Annotated in this window: 18 protein-coding genes; 9 read left to right on the top strand and 9 right to left on the bottom strand. The window is 45.4% G+C overall.

The window, feature by feature from the left end:
• Positions 1-8 precede the first annotated feature (8 nt).
• The 8 genes from L1D60_RS02320 to L1D60_RS02285 all read left to right on the top strand — a co-directional run bounded on the left by L1D60_RS02320 (position 9) and on the right by L1D60_RS02285 (position 6,759).
• Positions 9-851, top strand: a complete 843-nt coding sequence (locus tag L1D60_RS02320) for a Cof-type HAD-IIB family hydrolase (protein ID WP_239839557.1) — start codon at positions 9-11, stop codon at positions 849-851.
• 8 nt (positions 852-859) lie between these two features.
• Positions 860-1,348: a YhcH/YjgK/YiaL family protein gene (locus tag L1D60_RS02315; RefSeq protein WP_239839556.1), complete on the top strand. Its 489-nt coding sequence runs from the start codon at positions 860-862 to the stop codon at positions 1,346-1,348.
• Entirely contained in the window at positions 1,348-2,841 is a 1,494-nt protein-coding gene (locus L1D60_RS02310; protein ID WP_239839555.1) for an FGGY-family carbohydrate kinase, read from the top strand. The genes L1D60_RS02315 and L1D60_RS02310 overlap by 1 nt, the downstream gene beginning before the upstream one ends.
• Positions 2,834-3,499, top strand: a complete 666-nt coding sequence (locus L1D60_RS02305; RefSeq protein ID WP_239839554.1) for a 3-keto-L-gulonate-6-phosphate decarboxylase UlaD — start codon at positions 2,834-2,836, stop codon at positions 3,497-3,499. The genes L1D60_RS02310 and L1D60_RS02305 overlap by 8 nt, the downstream gene beginning before the upstream one ends.
• Positions 3,500-3,506: 7 nt before the next feature.
• Entirely contained in the window at positions 3,507-4,265 is a 759-nt protein-coding gene (locus L1D60_RS02300; RefSeq protein WP_239839553.1) for an IclR family transcriptional regulator, read from the top strand.
• Positions 4,266-4,274: 9 nt separating this feature from the next.
• On the top strand, positions 4,275-5,144 hold the full coding sequence (locus tag L1D60_RS02295) for an L-ribulose-5-phosphate 3-epimerase (protein WP_239839552.1): 870 nt from the start codon (positions 4,275-4,277) through the stop codon (positions 5,142-5,144).
• Positions 5,145-5,153: 9 nt separating this feature from the next.
• Positions 5,154-5,477, top strand: a complete 324-nt coding sequence (locus L1D60_RS02290; protein ID WP_239839551.1) for a hypothetical protein — start codon at positions 5,154-5,156, stop codon at positions 5,475-5,477.
• A 70-nt stretch (positions 5,478-5,547) separates the two neighbouring features.
• Complete coding sequence (locus tag L1D60_RS02285; protein WP_239839550.1) at positions 5,548-6,759, top strand: MFS transporter; 1,212 nt, start codon at positions 5,548-5,550, stop codon at positions 6,757-6,759.
• A gap of 158 nt (positions 6,760-6,917) precedes the next feature.
• Here the strand turns inward: L1D60_RS02285 and L1D60_RS02280 are convergent, their stop codons facing one another.
• The 3 genes from L1D60_RS02280 to L1D60_RS02270 all read right to left on the bottom strand — a co-directional run bounded on the left by L1D60_RS02280 (position 6,918) and on the right by L1D60_RS02270 (position 8,606).
• Positions 6,918-7,055, bottom strand: coding sequence for a hypothetical protein (locus tag L1D60_RS02280; protein WP_162884311.1), 138 nt, complete (start codon positions 7,053-7,055; stop codon positions 6,918-6,920).
• 246 nt (positions 7,056-7,301) lie between these two features.
• On the bottom strand, positions 7,302-7,967 hold the full coding sequence (gene rpe / locus L1D60_RS02275; protein WP_239839549.1) for a ribulose-phosphate 3-epimerase: 666 nt from the start codon (positions 7,965-7,967) through the stop codon (positions 7,302-7,304).
• A gap of 33 nt (positions 7,968-8,000) precedes the next feature.
• Positions 8,001-8,606 (bottom strand): beta-phosphoglucomutase family hydrolase, encoded by a 606-nt coding sequence (locus tag L1D60_RS02270; protein WP_239839548.1) that lies wholly within the window; start codon positions 8,604-8,606, stop codon positions 8,001-8,003.
• A 243-nt stretch (positions 8,607-8,849) separates the two neighbouring features.
• Here L1D60_RS02270 and L1D60_RS02265 point away from each other — a divergent pair, with 243 nt between their 5' ends.
• Positions 8,850-9,059, top strand: a complete 210-nt coding sequence (locus tag L1D60_RS02265; protein ID WP_008215911.1) for a hypothetical protein — start codon at positions 8,850-8,852, stop codon at positions 9,057-9,059.
• A gap of 110 nt (positions 9,060-9,169) precedes the next feature.
• Here L1D60_RS02265 and L1D60_RS02260 read toward each other — a convergent pair whose 3' ends face one another.
• The 6 genes from L1D60_RS02260 to L1D60_RS02235 all read right to left on the bottom strand — a co-directional run bounded on the left by L1D60_RS02260 (position 9,170) and on the right by L1D60_RS02235 (position 14,634).
• On the bottom strand, positions 9,170-10,051 hold the full coding sequence (locus L1D60_RS02260) for an L-ribulose-5-phosphate 3-epimerase (protein WP_239839547.1): 882 nt from the start codon (positions 10,049-10,051) through the stop codon (positions 9,170-9,172).
• An 8-nt stretch (positions 10,052-10,059) separates the two neighbouring features.
• Positions 10,060-10,707 carry a 3-keto-L-gulonate-6-phosphate decarboxylase UlaD gene (locus L1D60_RS02255; protein WP_008215914.1) on the bottom strand — a complete coding sequence of 216 codons (648 nt, stop codon included), beginning with the start codon at positions 10,705-10,707 and terminating at the stop codon, positions 10,060-10,062.
• Between the two features lie 4 nt (positions 10,708-10,711).
• Positions 10,712-11,533, bottom strand: a complete 822-nt coding sequence (locus L1D60_RS02250; RefSeq protein WP_239839546.1) for a pyridoxal phosphatase — start codon at positions 11,531-11,533, stop codon at positions 10,712-10,714.
• 20 nt (positions 11,534-11,553) lie between these two features.
• The gene (locus L1D60_RS02245) at positions 11,554-12,252 is read right to left on the bottom strand and encodes an L-ribulose-5-phosphate 4-epimerase (RefSeq protein WP_152469916.1); all 699 of its coding nucleotides are present in this window, start codon (positions 12,250-12,252) and stop codon (positions 11,554-11,556) included.
• A 9-nt stretch (positions 12,253-12,261) separates the two neighbouring features.
• Positions 12,262-12,729 carry a PTS sugar transporter subunit IIA gene (locus tag L1D60_RS02240; protein WP_008215917.1) on the bottom strand — a complete coding sequence of 156 codons (468 nt, stop codon included), beginning with the start codon at positions 12,727-12,729 and terminating at the stop codon, positions 12,262-12,264.
• 72 nt (positions 12,730-12,801) lie between these two features.
• Positions 12,802-14,634 carry a PTS ascorbate-specific subunit IIBC gene (locus L1D60_RS02235; RefSeq protein ID WP_239839545.1) on the bottom strand — a complete coding sequence of 611 codons (1,833 nt, stop codon included), beginning with the start codon at positions 14,632-14,634 and terminating at the stop codon, positions 12,802-12,804.
• Positions 14,635-14,799: the final 165 nt, after the last annotated feature.

Raw genomic sequence — 14,799 nt, 5'->3', positions numbered from 1 at the left:
CCTCGCACATGCATACGTCATCACCGCTCAAGTCTGGTAAACATAAGCTTCTAGCTCTCGATCTCGATGGAACAGTGCTCAACTCTCAACACACCATCAGCCAAGAGTTAATCGACGCAATCAAAAGCATCGCGCAAGACACACATGTGGTGATAGTGACCGGCCGTCACCATGTTGCTGCTAAACCTTACTACGACCAGTTGGGTTTATCGACGCCAATCATTTGCTGTAACGGTACTTATATCTTTGATTACCAAACCAATACCGTTCTTAAAGAAAATGCCATCGACAAACAGATGGCTGCTGAATTTATCACGCTTTCTCAAGCGCATGATCTCAAGATGGTGATGTATGTGCGTGACGCCATGCTCTACTCAAAAAGTCGCCCTATCGAATACATGGAAGCGCTACTTGAATGGTCAAAGACTTTTCCACCAGCGAAACGTCCGAACATACAGAAAGTAGACAACTTCCATCATGAAGCCACTGCGTCTGAGTTCGTTTGGAAGTTTGTCGTCGAGGGAGAAGTCGACCAATTTGCCAAACTTCCCTTTGTCCAAGACCACTTTAATGGCGAGCGCTCTTGGATTGATCGCGTCGATTTCGCAGCGAAAGGAAACAGCAAAGGCAATGCGCTTACTCGTTACATAGAGCCACTAGGCATTAGCCTTGAAGAATGTGTCGCTGTCGGTGATAACCACAATGATATCTCAATGCTGCAAGCCGCTGGTCTCGGTATAGCCATGCACAATGCCGACGACACCGTTAAAAACACCGCAGACCTTGTCACAGACAAAAATAACGATGACAAGACAAGGCTCGCAGAACTTTTAAGCCGCTTATTTAAATAGAGAATTTTATGCTAGTCGGAAATACTCAACCTTCTAAATTTACCCGTAGCTACCCAGTCGCTGTTCAAAATGTACTGGAGCATATCAATAGCTTGGATACTGATGCTCTAGCGATTGGGCGCCATACCTTACCTGGTTTTGATGCAGACCAAGCTTGGTTCGTTGTACTGGAATATCAAAAAGAGCCGCTCGGATGCTTTAAGCCAGAAGTACACAAGCACTACTCAGATCTACAAATTGTACTTAAAGGTTCCGAAATCATGGCATGGTCTAAAGACACTGGCGACCACAAGCTCGCAGAACCTTACAACGAACAGAGAGATCTGCAGTTTTATGAATTCGAAGGGGTTGAACTGAACTTTATCCATGCCAAACCGCAACAGTTCTATCTTTTCACACCCGATACCGTTCATATCACCAACATTGAAAATGACGACAGCTCGCTTGTTAGAAAGTTGGTGGTAAAAATTCACAATGATTTATTGGATGCCAAATAATGAATTACTACATCGGAATTGATTCTGGCGGTACCTTTATGAAAGCTGCGCTTTTCAATGCCAAAGGCGAACAGCAAGGTTTGTCACGTGTCTCAGCGAGTGTCATTAACGAAAAGCAAGGTTGGGTAGAACGCGACCTAGACGCGCTGTGGGGCAACGCTGTAGCCGTGATTAAACAGCTACTTGAAACCACGCAGGTTGAGCCAACAGCCATCAAAGGCTTAAGCATTTCAGCGCAAGGTAAAGGTGTCTACTTGCTGGACAAACAGGGCAAAAACTTGGGCCACGGCATCATGTCGTCAGACTCTCGCTCGCTACCTATTGTTAAAGAGTGGTTAGAGCAAGGCAAAGCACAAGAGATCTACCCAACCACGTTGCAGACTCTGTGGACAGGTCACCCAGTATCGATCATTCGCTGGATCAAAGAGAACGACCGTCAGCGCTACGACCAAATCGGAGCGGTCATGATGTCGCACGACTACCTACGTTATCGCTTAACGGGTGAAGTTGCGGCTGAGCTGACCAACATTTCAGAGAGCAACTTCTTCAACTCCATTACTGGCGAGTACGATAAAGCATTGCTGACAACCTTTGGTATTGAAGAGATCTGGGACGCGTTGCCACCGGTAGTAAAACCTCAACAGCAAGCGGGCAAAATTACAGCCGCTATCGCTGAAGAGACAGGCCTTGCACTAGGCACTCCAGTCTTTGGTGGCCTATTTGATGTGGTTTCAACAGCCATCTGCTCTGGTATCAATTCATCAGAAGACACCTTGAATTATGTGATGGGCACTTGGGCGGTCACCTCGGGTATTTCCAAACAAGTCACTCAAGAGACGTACAACTTTGTTTATGGCCACTATGCGGTCGATGGGGAATACATCATTCATGAGGCAAGCCCAACCTCAGCAGGTAACTATGAGTGGTTTGCCGACTACCTTGGTGAAGATGGCAAGCTCGACCACATTCAGAATCAAGCATTAGTCGACGCATTAGACCCGGCATCTAGTTCGGTCTACTTCGTGCCATTCCTTTATGGTTCAAACCAAGGCTTAGGGCTTAAATCTGGCTTCTACGGATTACAGTCTCACCACACCAAAGCCCATCTAGTTCAAGCGATTTGGGAAGGCATTCTATTCTGCCATAACCTTCATCTTGAACGTATGCGCCAGCGTTTCCCGAAAGCTGATGTGTTGAAAGTGACTGGCGGTCCTGCCTCTAGCCCGGTTTGGATGCAAATGCTGGCAGACCTTACAGGAATGACGGTTGAAGTCTCCGACGTAGATGAAACAGGCTCACTTGGCGCAGCCATGATGGCTATGGTTGGCGCTGGTGAGTTTGCTTCTCTCGCGGAGTGCACGCAAAGCGTAACTCACTCAGCCTCTCGCGTTGAGCCGAACCCAACAAACTACGAAAAATATCAGAAAAAATACAAGCACTACCAACGACTGGTTCAGTTGTTTAAACAATTTGAGGAAGAAATGGATGACTAAGTCCTTACTAAAACCATCTAAGCCTTTATTACAAATGGCGCTTGATGCAACGGATATTGATACCGCACTCGCGTCTATTGAGCATGTCGCAGACAAGCTCGACGTGATTGAAGTCGGGACGATTCTGGCCTTTGCTCACGGCGTAGACAGCGTAAGAATCCTGCGAGAAAAGTACCCAAACCACACTATCGTGTGTGACATGAAAATCACTGATGCGAGCGCCATTTTAACCCGCCTAGCAATGGAAGCCGGTGCAAACTGGGTAACCGTTAGCGCAGCCGCTCACATTGAGACTATCCGCTCAGCGAAGAAAGTCACCGATGAATTTAACGGCGAAGTACAAATTGAACTGTACGGCCACTGGACAATGGATGACGCACGCGCATGGGTCGATATGGGTATTACACAAGCAATTTACCACCGTTCTCGTGATGCCGAGCTTGCTGGAGTGAGCTGGACAGAAGAAGATTTGATAAAAATGCAAAAATTATCGGATATAGGAATTGAACTATCCATCACTGGTGGTATTGTGCCTGACGATCTGCATTTGTTTAAGAATCTGACTGCAAAATCATTTATTGCTGGCCGAGCTTTAGCCGGAAGTAATGGACGTGATATTGCTGAAAATTTCCATACTGAAATAGGTAAACACTGGTAGCACATTTATGAGTGAGCAAATTAAATCGTTGTCGAAAGCACTGACTGTTCTGGAATTCCTTGGGAATTATCCTAATGGCGTTTCACTACAGAAAGTGTCTGAAGGGACAGGCATCAACAAGTCTTCTGTCCACCGTATTTTGGCAACGTTTGAAGCCTCTGGTTATGTTGCTCAAATGTGCTCAGGTAAAGAGTATCGCTTAACAATGAAGTTAGTTCAGCTAGGGCATGCCGCCATCAACTCTGACGTGACTGGCACTGTTAAGCCTTACCTCTCTGAACTGCTCGACGATGTGAATGAGACGGTGAACTTTCTCTCTTTTGACGCTGATAACATCATCTTCAAAGATAAGTTTGAACCGGTAAATTCCGCGTTTCGTACTCGCACATACGTCGGTTTGCACTCTCCTATGTACTGCTCTGCCGCTGGTAAATGCTACCTAGCGTTCAGCTCTGACGCTGTGCGTGAAACCTACTGGCAGCGCAATGTCAGCACCATGAAGCCATTAACTGAGAATACGATTCTCGATAAATCTCAGTTTTTCGATGTTCTCGACAAGATCAAAGCTCGCGGTTATGCGCTGGACGATGAAGAGAACGAAGCGGGCATTTCTTGTGTTGCTGTTCCTATTTTCGACAAGAACAAATCCCCTGTATACGCGGTAAGTGTCTCTTCACTAACGCCAAAAATGAAAGCGTTAGGCTATGAAGAAATTGCCAACAAAATCCAAGACATCACGGCGCGTATAGAACAACAACTCTTTTAAGGAAAAAGAATGTTTGATTCTAAAAACAAATTCAGATTAGGTATTTACGAGAAAGCAATGCCAGCTTCTCTCACTTGGGAAGAACGTTTTATTTATGCTAAAGACGCAGGCTTCGACTTTGTCGAAATCTCTGTCGATGAGACCGACGAGCGTCGTGCACGTCTCGATTGGTCAGACGAAGAAATTTACGAGCTTCGCCGCCTATGTGAAAAGCATCAAATGCCTTTCCAATCAATGTGTCTAAGCGCACACCGTAAATTCCCATTCGGTTCTATGGATGAAGCGATTCGCACAGAGTCTTTCATCATCATGGAGAAAGCGATCTCTCTTGCATACAAACTAGGCATCCGCTGTATTCAAATGGCGGGCTACGACGTGTATTACGAACCGCAATCAGCTGAAACACATGCACGCTTTATCGATGGCATGAAGCAAGCAACGAAAATGGCAGAGCGCGCTGGCATCATGCTGGGCGTTGAGATCATGGATACGCCTTACCTCAACTCGCTAAGCAAGTTTGAAGTCCTAAAACGTGAGATTCCATCTCCTTACTTCATGGCCTACCCAGATGTCGGCAATATCTCTGGTTGGAATTACGATGTTTGTACTGAGCTGAAACTGAGCCGTGACCACCTAGTGCAAGTGCATCTAAAAGATACACTGCGCGTTTCGGAAACCTGCAAAGGTCAGTTCCGAGACCTTGTGATTGGTGAAGGCCAAGTCGACTTCCCTGCGATTTTCAAGACCTTGGCAGACATTGACTACAGCGCACCATTAGTGATCGAAATGTGGGCTCAAAATGACCACTGGTTAGAAGACATCAAACAAGCGAAAGCAACCTTGAAATCGATCGCCAACCAATCTGGCTTTGAGCTATAAGGAGCGACCATGACTATTTTTCGCACCGCATTTTTCGAAGCTGATTTAACCGAAGAGCAAAAACAAGACTTCTACCAATACATGGAAAGTGAAGTCGCACCGATCATTCGTACTTTTCCGAATAATCAGGGTTTAACGCTTAATAGACCTGAAGCGATTGAAGCAGAAAGCCATAAACACCTGCTACTTATGATGCAGCACAGCTACGAAAGTGAGTCAGCAATGGCGGAAGCCCTCGACTCTGACGCTCGCATTAGAAGCATGCACGCCACTAAGGTGATCATCGAAAAATACAATATTCATGTGCACCACATTAATTTTGTGCGTGACTAATTGTTAGTAACTTAAATCAAAAGCAGAAGATCATCTTCTGCTTTTTTGTCGCTATTTATAAGGAATCACTATGAAAGTATTCCCGTTAAAAGATGCCCCTCTGGTTTTGCTGTCTCTAATATTTTTTATCTGGGGGCTAATCACCGTCTCAAGCAATTCACTCATTCCCTACTACAAAGAAGCTTTTGCTCTCGACTATAAAATGGCAATGCTGTTTCCGATGGCGTTTTTCATCACTCGAGTGACCGTCTCGCTTCCAACGTCATTCGTAATGGCAAAAATCGGCTATCGCCGCACATTAAAAGTCTGTTTGCTTTGGTGTGTATTAGGCTGCTTGGTGATGGCTTATTTAGTTCGCTCACAAGACTTAACGCTTACCTTACTTGGTATCTTGTTAATGGCATCGGGGCTTTCTGCCATTCAAGTCGTCAGCTCACCTTATGTGTCTCTGCTTTCAACACCCGATAAAAGCGTGATTAGACAGAGCATCGCAACAGCATCTAACTCGATAGGAACAGTGCTAGGGCCTTTGGTGCTGAGTGCGGTAGTAGTAATAGCGACAAGTTATCAAATTAACAGTACAGCTGAGCAAGTTTCCATTCTCTTTCTAATGATCGCGATCTTTTTCCTTGGTTTGCTCGTATTCTTTCAGCGCATTGATGTCCCTGATATTAAACCGAAGCAGCTAACCGGCTTCTGGCGTGGGTTACTTACGTTATTGAAAAATCGTTCTTTCCTAAAATTGGCTCTGGTTCTTCTGTTCTACATTGGGGTTGAAGTGAGCTTTGGTACTTTCACTATTACCTATTTGGCAGACGCAAAGTATGGTGATTTAGGGCTTATCTCAGCCACCCAGATCATTGCTGCGTATTGGGTATTTATGTTTATTGGCCGTTTGTTGTTTGCCAAGTTTGGCCAACGCCTGAACTCACACACTCTGTTTTTGTGTTCATGCTTGGTTGCTATTGTTATCAGTATCACCGCATTGCTGCTTGATCACCTTTGGACAGGCTATTTACTGCTGGTCGTCGGCCTTTGCAACTCGACACTTTATCCGATCATTTACGCTCAAGCGCTTCAAGCAGCTGGCAAACAGAGCTCACAAGGAGCCGCGATTCTGATCATGTGTTCTATTGGTGGAATTGCATTGCCTTTTGTACAAGCGAGCTTAATTGACGCATTTACGCTAAGTATGAGCTATGTTGCGCCAGCGCTGGCTTATATCGGTATGGTCGTATTGTATTGGTCAGTGGTGAAGCACCAAGCTAAATCAATCGCTTAAATAACGTTTACATATAACGAAGAGATAAAGATCAGTATGACTGCTGAAGGAAGTATAAGGGAAGTAAGGAGAGGTTGAATTGAGCTTGAACTAAGTTGTATCAGTAGGTGATATTGCATCACCCCTGATCACACTTAGCTAGTGTTTATCTGTTGAGATTAAACCCAAGCAGAAGCAACAAGTAGGATGATTGCACCCATAATTGCCGTAGACTTTGCAAAGAAAAGAACTTCATTCATTACAGAAGGTTTTACTAATGTTTTGCTGCTTTCGTTTGTGATTACTGTAGCATTCATTGTTCGTTCTCGTTGTTGTGTGATCTATGGCTAATTTTCCTCCTAAATGTGATTGAAGTCAACAATTTCTGTATTTTTATTACACAATGGTAAATCGTTAGTTTGGTCACGCTAAAGATAAGCTAACCACACCTTAAGGCTCTTCTAGACAATATTTTCTCTAGATTGGGAGATACAAAAAAGGCTTGGAGCCCCCTTTGAACCAAGAAGAAACCAAGCCTGCTAGTTGTCGAGCCTTTGTTGGCGCTACTTAGCCAATTCCGCTCTCATCGCGTTAATCGTCTGCTGATAGTCTTCACTATCAAAAATCGCCGACCCAGCAACAAACATGTCAGCACCAGCATCAGCAATCTCTTTTATGTTATTTACTTTCACTCCACCATCTACTTCCAAACGAATTGTGCGCCCCGATTGGTTGATACGTCGTCTAATTTCACGCAGTTTATCTAGCGTAGCAGGAATAAACGATTGGCCTCCAAAGCCAGGATTCACAGACATCACTAAGATAAGATCCACTTTATCCATGATGTAATCCAAATGGCTTAGCGGTGTTGCAGGGTTCAGCACTACACCCGCTTTGCAGCCACACTCTTTGATCAGCTGTAGCGTACGGTCAACGTGTTCAGACGCCTCAACATGGAAAGTAATCATACTCGCCCCTGCTTTTGCAAAATCCGGGATCATTGAATCAACGGGTTTTGCCATTAAATGGACATCAATGGGAGCAGTAATACCGTAATCACGCAGAGCCTTTAGCACCGGAGCACCAAAGGTTAAGTTAGGTACATAATGGTTATCCATTACGTCAAAGTGAATCACATCAGCACCAGCTGCAATGACATTTGCAACATCTTCGCCTAAACGAGCAAGATCAGCAGACAGAATGGAAGGCGCGATAAGGTAATCTTTCATAGGGTTCCTTGAGGTCATTATTGTATATTTGAGTTATTCGTTGTTGGCAGGTATGAACGTGGTGACGACACCCTCTTCCACCATAAAACAGTCCATCCCGGCACTGCTCGCCGCTTGCTGTCCTATGAGTGTGTCTTCAAAAACAACACAATCACTTGGTAATACATCAAGTTGCTGCGCGACTTTCAAAAACGTATCGGGATGAGGCTTGTGATTATCGACATCATCGGAGGTCACGAGCGCAGTGATCATTGAAGGAATGTCGGTGGTATCTAGAATGGCTTTAGCATGCTTAGCTTGTGCGCCCGTACCAATACCCACTTTCTTGAGCTGATAATAACGCTCTAATATGGCGTAGGTTTCAGGTAATACGTTGCCCTTGTGCTCAATTGCTTCGAAGTTTGCAATTTTGTCTTTGGTGACCAGTTGTGGGTCAAGAGATAAGTCATATCGCTTCATGATCTCAAGCGTGACTTTTCGTGATGGCATGCCGCCCAGTTGATCCAACCACTCTTTGTCATAAGGGATGTTGAACTTACTGCAGGTCAATTCCCAAGCATGAGCGTGGGCAACCATGGAATTAACCAAGGTACCATCTAAGTCAAAGATAATTCCTTTATATTTGTCTAAATTCGGCATGACTTTTTCAATCCTTTTACCACTTATCATAATAAGAACAGCGCACCGGAACTATCAATTCTTGTTGTGAATATGATCTCCGCCACCAATACGGTAAATAGTTTTTGCAGTGGTAAACAATGAGTGCTTTTACTCTTGAAATCCTATTTTGATCGGATCGATATCCGTTTTTGAGGAATGCGTATAGAGTTGAATAAAATGAAAGTGATATAGTCCACCAAAATTCAATTTTGGAAAAAGACCATGCATTCAACCGACGCAATTGAACTAGTCAAACTAGGCGTAAACATCGAAATCGCAAAAGACTCTTCTCTACACCCAACAGACGCACTAGAAATCGTAAAGATTGCCAGTGAAATTGGTACTCACGTTACCGTGAAGAAGAAGTACCACACTGAGGTTTTGATGGAGATGGCAAAAGTAGGACGCGACCACATTACTGTCGCCATTTAAGTCCAATTTAAAGTCGACTTTCTGCCTGCCCGAATGTGCAACATATAGGGGGTTATATGTTGCACATGTTAGGTCAGAATAGAGCATTAAACTTCTAACCCAACGTTTCGTTAATGACCAAACAAAGGCATAACACCCGTTTGACGACAAACTTCGTTTAAGCGAACCTGCGCTTTCAAAATGTTCTCTTTCCAGTGTTCATCTTGCGCCCACATTTCGATCACAAGTGGTACTACGCACTCCGTTTCTTTCAATGTTTTGAAGATCGCATTGAAATCGACTTCTCCTTCGCCAATCACTAAATCACGGAACTGCCCTTTGTATTCAGGAGTGACGCGATACGTGTCTTTAAGGTGAATCTGAGTAATGCGCGGCTTACTCAACTTAAGCTCCGTCACGATGTCATAATTCCAACCCGAGATATTGCCTACATCTGGATACGCAGTGAAATAAGGCGAATCAATCTCACGGCTCAACACTTCAAACTTGCTTAACGAGTTCAGGTAATCCGTGTCCATGATTTCAACCGCTAACATCACCCCAGCGCGCTCCGCCAGTTGTGCCGAGAGCTTCATGCCTTCTATAAAACGCAGATGTGTCGCTTTGTCTGCAGGCTCGTAATACACGTCATAACCTGCGAGCTGAATGGTGCGAATCCCCAACTTGTACGCAAGCGTAATGGCCTTTTCCATATGGATAACGGCTTGCTCTCGCACTTTCGGATCGGCTGAGCCAAATGGGAACTTGCGGTGTGCACTCAAACACATCGACTGTAGCGGCACTTGATGCTCTTCACACAAGCGGCGTAAGCCATAGACCTCTTCATCGCCCCAGTCTAAACGGCTGCGTCTTTCATCGGATTCATCGACCGAAATTTCAAGAAAATCAAAGCCTAACTCTTTCGTCGTTTTTAGCTTCTCTTCCCAACTTAAGTCATTCGGCAGAGCTTTTTCATAAAGCCCGGCACGATGGCGCGTTAAGTTTTGGTACATAACGCCTCCTAGTTCCAGTATCGGTTGATTTGCTCTTTCAGCGCTTCTGCGGTTTCTTGGCCTTTTTCACCCGCCAGCGCGCGGCCAGCAATGAAGGTTTTCGCTTTAATGCCTTCAAATAGGTACAAATCTTCAGGCACGATGCCACCAGTGATAGAAAGCTCGATACCCAGCTCAGACAGAGCACGCATCTTCACTAAGTCCGCTTCTGTCCAGCCCACGCCCGCCAACTCAGCATCACGAGAACGGTGGTAGATCGCTTGTGTAATACCTAAATCAACCCATGCTTGAGCATCTTCCATTGTCCAGTTACCGTAGATCTCGATTTGAATTTCGCCATTAAATTCATCAGCGACTTTTTTACACGCATCAATGGTTGCAATATGCGCTGCTGCTGAAACCGTAATCCAGTCAGCACCGGCTTCAAATGCCATACGAGCCAGAATTGCGCCACCATCTGTGGTTTTCATGTCACACACTAAGATATGGTCAGGATGGTTTTTACGCAGTGTCGAAACCGCCTTCATGCCTTCAGCGAACGCAAGGATAGTCCCCACTTCAATAACATCTACGTAGCTCTCTACGTTGTTCGCCACTTCAATAGCAGCAGGCAGGTTAGTTTGGTCTAGGGCGATTTGAATCATTGGTTTAGTCATGGTTTTATCCTTTAATTTGTTCACGTATTAGATAGGCAAGGCCATCTTGATTGTTATCTGTTTTGCATACAGCTTGAGCGTTCGATTTGACGGTGTCGTCAGCATTAAACATCGCTACGCCTAAGCCTGCGTATTGAAGCATTGATATGTCATTGTGATTGTCACCAACGGCAATCACTTGGGAGGGCAGAAACCCCAGTTCATTCACGTATTCAGCAAGGCGTCGGCCTTTACTATTGCCCTTGGCGGCAAAGTCGATTCGGTTCGACCACGAACGTTCGCCGTTAAAGTGGTCTTTGACCCAAGACGTTTGCATCAAGCGGTCAACCGATTCTTGTTCACCTTCCACCACAAACTTCCACACAAACTCGGTGTTCTTCGCCGTTTCTGAGAATGAATCCACACGATAGATATTTGGCTTGTGATGCTCTGGTGCTTGCTCAGCCCACTCTTCCAACGCCAACATGTAGGCGAATGGGTTGTAGTTGGAGTACGTCATCGCATCGGTGATGTACATCACCATCTTGAGCTTGTGTTCCTGTGCTAGGTCGATGAACGTCAGAGCATGCTCATGCTCAATTGCGTTCTGAGTTAAAACGGTCTCTGTTTGGTAGTCATACACATAGGTCCCGTTGCAGCAGATAATTGGAGTGTCTAGCCCTAACTCATAGTAATAAGGCCTTGCTGCGGTGTGATGCCTACCAGTCACGATCATCACATGGCAATGTTGCTTGGCCTCTTGGATCGCTTTTTTCACTTCAGGATGGATGGTGTGATCATCGGTCAACACGGTTCCATCAAGGTCTAACGCCAATACTTGATACATCGCCCCTCCTCACATCACACTTATTGCTGCCCGTAGTAAGCATTTTCACCGTGCTTACGTAGGTAATGTTTGTCTGATAGCTCCGGCTGAATCTTGATGCCACTGTTCAGCGAGCGTGTAGCCAATGCCATGGCCGACACTTCCTCTAGCACCACTGCGTTATGTACGGCGTCTTTGGCATCTTTGCCCCAAGAGAAAGGCGCATGCCCCGCCACAATCACACTCGGTACTGCCATCGGGTCGATACGACGCTGAATAAACTCTTCGATGATCACCAAGCCAGTGTTTTTCTCATACTGGTCAGCAATTTCGCTGTTCGAGAGCTTGCGAGTACACGGAATATCACCATAGAAATAGTCAGCATGTGTCGTGCCCAGAGCTGGAATATCTATGCCCGCCTGCGCCCAAATCGTTGCACTGCGAGAGTGGGTATGAACAATACCGCCGATGTCTGGGAACGCTTTGTAGAGCTCCAGGTGAGTAGCTGTATCACTTGAAGGATTCAGCTTGCCTTCAATGATGTTGCCCTCTAAATCCACTACCACCATGTCGTCAGCCGTCATGTCACTGTATTCAACACCTGAAGGTTTAATCGCTATCACGCCATTTTCACGGTCAAACTCAGAAACATTGCCCCAGGTAAAGGTCACTAAGCCGTACTTAGGAAGCTGCAAGTTCGCTTCTAAAACACGTTGTTTCAATTGGCTATATTTGGACATATCGACTCCTTAAGCCGCTTCTGCTTGTGCAAGTGCCATATCAATCAGGTTCGCCACATCTTGCGGTGTTTTACATGCACGTAGTTTTGAGAAATCTTCATCAAACTCGATTAGGTTCGCGACCTGCATCGTGCCTTCGATGTGCTCTTCTGAATCTTTACCTGCCAAGGTGATCAGCACATCGACTGGCTCGTCTACATCATCAAAAAGAATTGGGGTTTCTAAGACCGTTAACGCAAAGCCTGTTTTGATTACGCCATCTTCTGGGCGGCAGTGTGGTAGAGCGAATGCATCGTGAATACAGATGTATGGGCCTTCAGCGGAAATCGCTTTGATGATCGCATCGTAGTAGCGTTCTTCAGCCACACCTGCTTTAACCAGTGCATCAGTACCGATTTTGATAGCCGACTGCCAGTCGGTTGCTTTTGCATTAAGTTGAATTGAGTTGTTGGTAATCAGAGATTCTTTCAAGTTCATTGTTTTGCTCACTTAGTATTTTGTTATTAGTATTTTTATTAGCCCAGCCGCTTTTCCGCTGGGCTAGTTCAATTATTTGTGGAAGTTGTTTTCGATAAGTGAAATCAGCTCATCACCAAAGGTTTTCACCATGATCATGTTCTTCACTGCTAGCTGCTGTTTACCTTCCGGTAAGTTGGTAATCTTTTCAGCCAGCGCAACCGAAGTAACGATAATGTCGAATGAGCCTAAGTGTGATTTGTAGTCTGTGATTGCACTATTGAATGTGGTTGCCGGAACCCCTTTCTTATCTAAGAACTCTTTAATCTTCTTAGAACACATCATTGAAGAACCTTGGCCAGAGCCACAGCACACGAGAACTCGTACTGGTTTCTGTTCCGTGGCGCCGCTCGCTTGTGGAGCCTCAGCCACCACTTGAGATTTTACTGGCGCTTCTGACTTAGGTGTTTGAGAGTTAGGCGCTTCAACCTCAACTTCTACGCCTTCTGGTGTTACTGCTGTCATGGTTTGCGCTTGTTGCGCTTCGCCGTCTTCTTCAGCACGCAGTGCTTTCGATGCGAAGTACATGTAAACACCCGCTAGTGCGACCACAACAAAGAAGAACATGCTAGAGCTAGAGATACCTTGCATGATTGGTGGGAATACGAGAGCCCAGTCAGCCATACCCATCCAGCCGTTAAACTCAGTACCTGATTGCGCGAAGATGTGAATCGCCCAAGCTGAACCAACCACCTCGATAATGCCCATCACGAAACAGATCTTCATCACCGCTTTCCAGCCGCCGAAGTGGTTAGCGAACACACCAATCGTTGCGTTAGAGAAGAACATTGGAATGAAGCCAGGGATAATCATGATTGGCGCATCGAAAGCCAACATCGCCAATACTGCTGTGAATTGACCCACTGCCCCCCAAAGGAAACCGAACACCATTGCGTTTGGTGAGTATGCGTAGATAGCCGCACAGTCAATCGCAAGAACTGCATTCGGGATGAGACGTTGAGAAATACCGTTAAACGCTTCAGAAAGCTCGGCAACGAACATACGTACACCGGTTACGATTACTTGAATCGCTACTGCGAATTTCAGACCCGTTTCGAAGATGTAGATAAGCCAGTGCGTGCTACCTGCCATCTCTTGAAGGTTATCAAGACCGAAAGAGAGAAGAATGATGCCGAAGAATGCCGTCATGACTAACGTAGTCGCAGCAATACTGTCGTGGAAGATGTGTAACCATTTCGGTAGGTTGATGTGGTCTACACTGTCGTTCTTGTCACCCAACTTCGGAGCAACTTTCGTTGCAACCCAAGATGCAAACTGCTGTTGGTGACCAATCGAGAAGCCTGCGCCGCCTGTCACTTCTTGTGTAGGCTTGAACATGATGTTGGAAGAGATGCCCCAGTATAGAGCCATCAGAATTGCAGAGTAGATGATGGTTTCCCACATACCCGCGCCAAGCACGAAGTAGAAAACAGCAATCAAGCCAGCTTGTTGGAACATGATATGTCCCGTAAGCATGATGGTGCGGATACCCGTAATTCTGCGGAAGGCAACCAAAAGAATGTTGATGCCCAGTGCCATAAGGACTGCGTACCCAACCCAAGAGTAATTATCACCCATGGTTTCCATGGTGGCCATCATGGAGGTGTAAGGGTCGATTACCGAGCCTGTCAATCCATGAATTTCACTCATCTTTTCAATAACAGGTTTGAAGCCTGCTACCAGTGTTCCCGCACCCACTTGCACAATCATAAAACCAACTATGGTTTTGATTGAACCGGAGATAACGGTTGTTGCGTCACGTTTGAGAAGAATGTAACCGAGACAAGTTACGATACCAAGCAGCAAAGGTGCTTTGGTCATAACCTGACTGTAAAAAATATAGAAGATATCGTATAAGAACTCCATATCTTTACCCCTGATATAATTTGTATTTTTAATGATTTGTAGGTTTCAGTGATGTCTTGTTTTGCTCACGAGATAAACTTTAACAATCAAAAGTAATCATTCAATGCTCACTTATGATTACTTTGATTTATGTCAATTATCCACCCCAACAATGTGGTTAATTGA

Source organism: Vibrio sp. Isolate30 (genome assembly GCF_022397975.1).
Taxonomy (GTDB): Bacteria; Pseudomonadota; Gammaproteobacteria; order Enterobacterales; family Vibrionaceae; genus Vibrio; species Vibrio fortis.
Note: the sequence above shows the minus strand (reverse complement) of the source record. Positions and strands in the feature narration are given on the sequence as shown.

What these genes read in the sequence shown, in the direction of transcription:
- L1D60_RS02295 (WP_239839552.1), top strand. Translation starts at nt 4,275, where the DNA reads ATGTTTGATTCTAAAAACAAATTCAGATTAGGTATTTACGAGAAAGCA.
- L1D60_RS02300 (WP_239839553.1), top strand. Translation starts at nt 3,507, where the DNA reads ATGAGTGAGCAAATTAAATCGTTGTCGAAAGCACTGACTGTTCTGGAA.
- L1D60_RS02270 (WP_239839548.1), bottom strand. Translation starts at nt 8,606, where the DNA reads ATGCCGAATTTAGACAAATATAAAGGAATTATCTTTGACTTAGATGGT.
- L1D60_RS02305 (WP_239839554.1), top strand. Translation starts at nt 2,834, where the DNA reads ATGACTAAGTCCTTACTAAAACCATCTAAGCCTTTATTACAAATGGCG.
- L1D60_RS02255 (WP_008215914.1), bottom strand. Translation starts at nt 10,707, where the DNA reads ATGACTAAACCAATGATTCAAATCGCCCTAGACCAAACTAACCTGCCT.
- L1D60_RS02260 (WP_239839547.1), bottom strand. Translation starts at nt 10,051, where the DNA reads ATGTACCAAAACTTAACGCGCCATCGTGCCGGGCTTTATGAAAAAGCT.
- L1D60_RS02280 (WP_162884311.1), bottom strand. Translation starts at nt 7,055, where the DNA reads ATGAATGCTACAGTAATCACAAACGAAAGCAGCAAAACATTAGTAAAA.
- L1D60_RS02310 (WP_239839555.1), top strand. Translation starts at nt 1,348, where the DNA reads ATGAATTACTACATCGGAATTGATTCTGGCGGTACCTTTATGAAAGCT.
- rpe (WP_239839549.1), bottom strand. Translation starts at nt 7,967, where the DNA reads ATGAAAGATTACCTTATCGCGCCTTCCATTCTGTCTGCTGATCTTGCT.
- L1D60_RS02290 (WP_239839551.1), top strand. Translation starts at nt 5,154, where the DNA reads ATGACTATTTTTCGCACCGCATTTTTCGAAGCTGATTTAACCGAAGAG.
- L1D60_RS02235 (WP_239839545.1), bottom strand. Translation starts at nt 14,634, where the DNA reads ATGGAGTTCTTATACGATATCTTCTATATTTTTTACAGTCAGGTTATG.
- L1D60_RS02320 (WP_239839557.1), top strand. Translation starts at nt 9, where the DNA reads ATGCATACGTCATCACCGCTCAAGTCTGGTAAACATAAGCTTCTAGCT.
- L1D60_RS02245 (WP_152469916.1), bottom strand. Translation starts at nt 12,252, where the DNA reads ATGTCCAAATATAGCCAATTGAAACAACGTGTTTTAGAAGCGAACTTG.
- L1D60_RS02250 (WP_239839546.1), bottom strand. Translation starts at nt 11,533, where the DNA reads ATGTATCAAGTATTGGCGTTAGACCTTGATGGAACCGTGTTGACCGAT.
- L1D60_RS02285 (WP_239839550.1), top strand. Translation starts at nt 5,548, where the DNA reads ATGAAAGTATTCCCGTTAAAAGATGCCCCTCTGGTTTTGCTGTCTCTA.
- L1D60_RS02265 (WP_008215911.1), top strand. Translation starts at nt 8,850, where the DNA reads ATGCATTCAACCGACGCAATTGAACTAGTCAAACTAGGCGTAAACATC.
- L1D60_RS02240 (WP_008215917.1), bottom strand. Translation starts at nt 12,729, where the DNA reads ATGAACTTGAAAGAATCTCTGATTACCAACAACTCAATTCAACTTAAT.
- L1D60_RS02315 (WP_239839556.1), top strand. Translation starts at nt 860, where the DNA reads ATGCTAGTCGGAAATACTCAACCTTCTAAATTTACCCGTAGCTACCCA.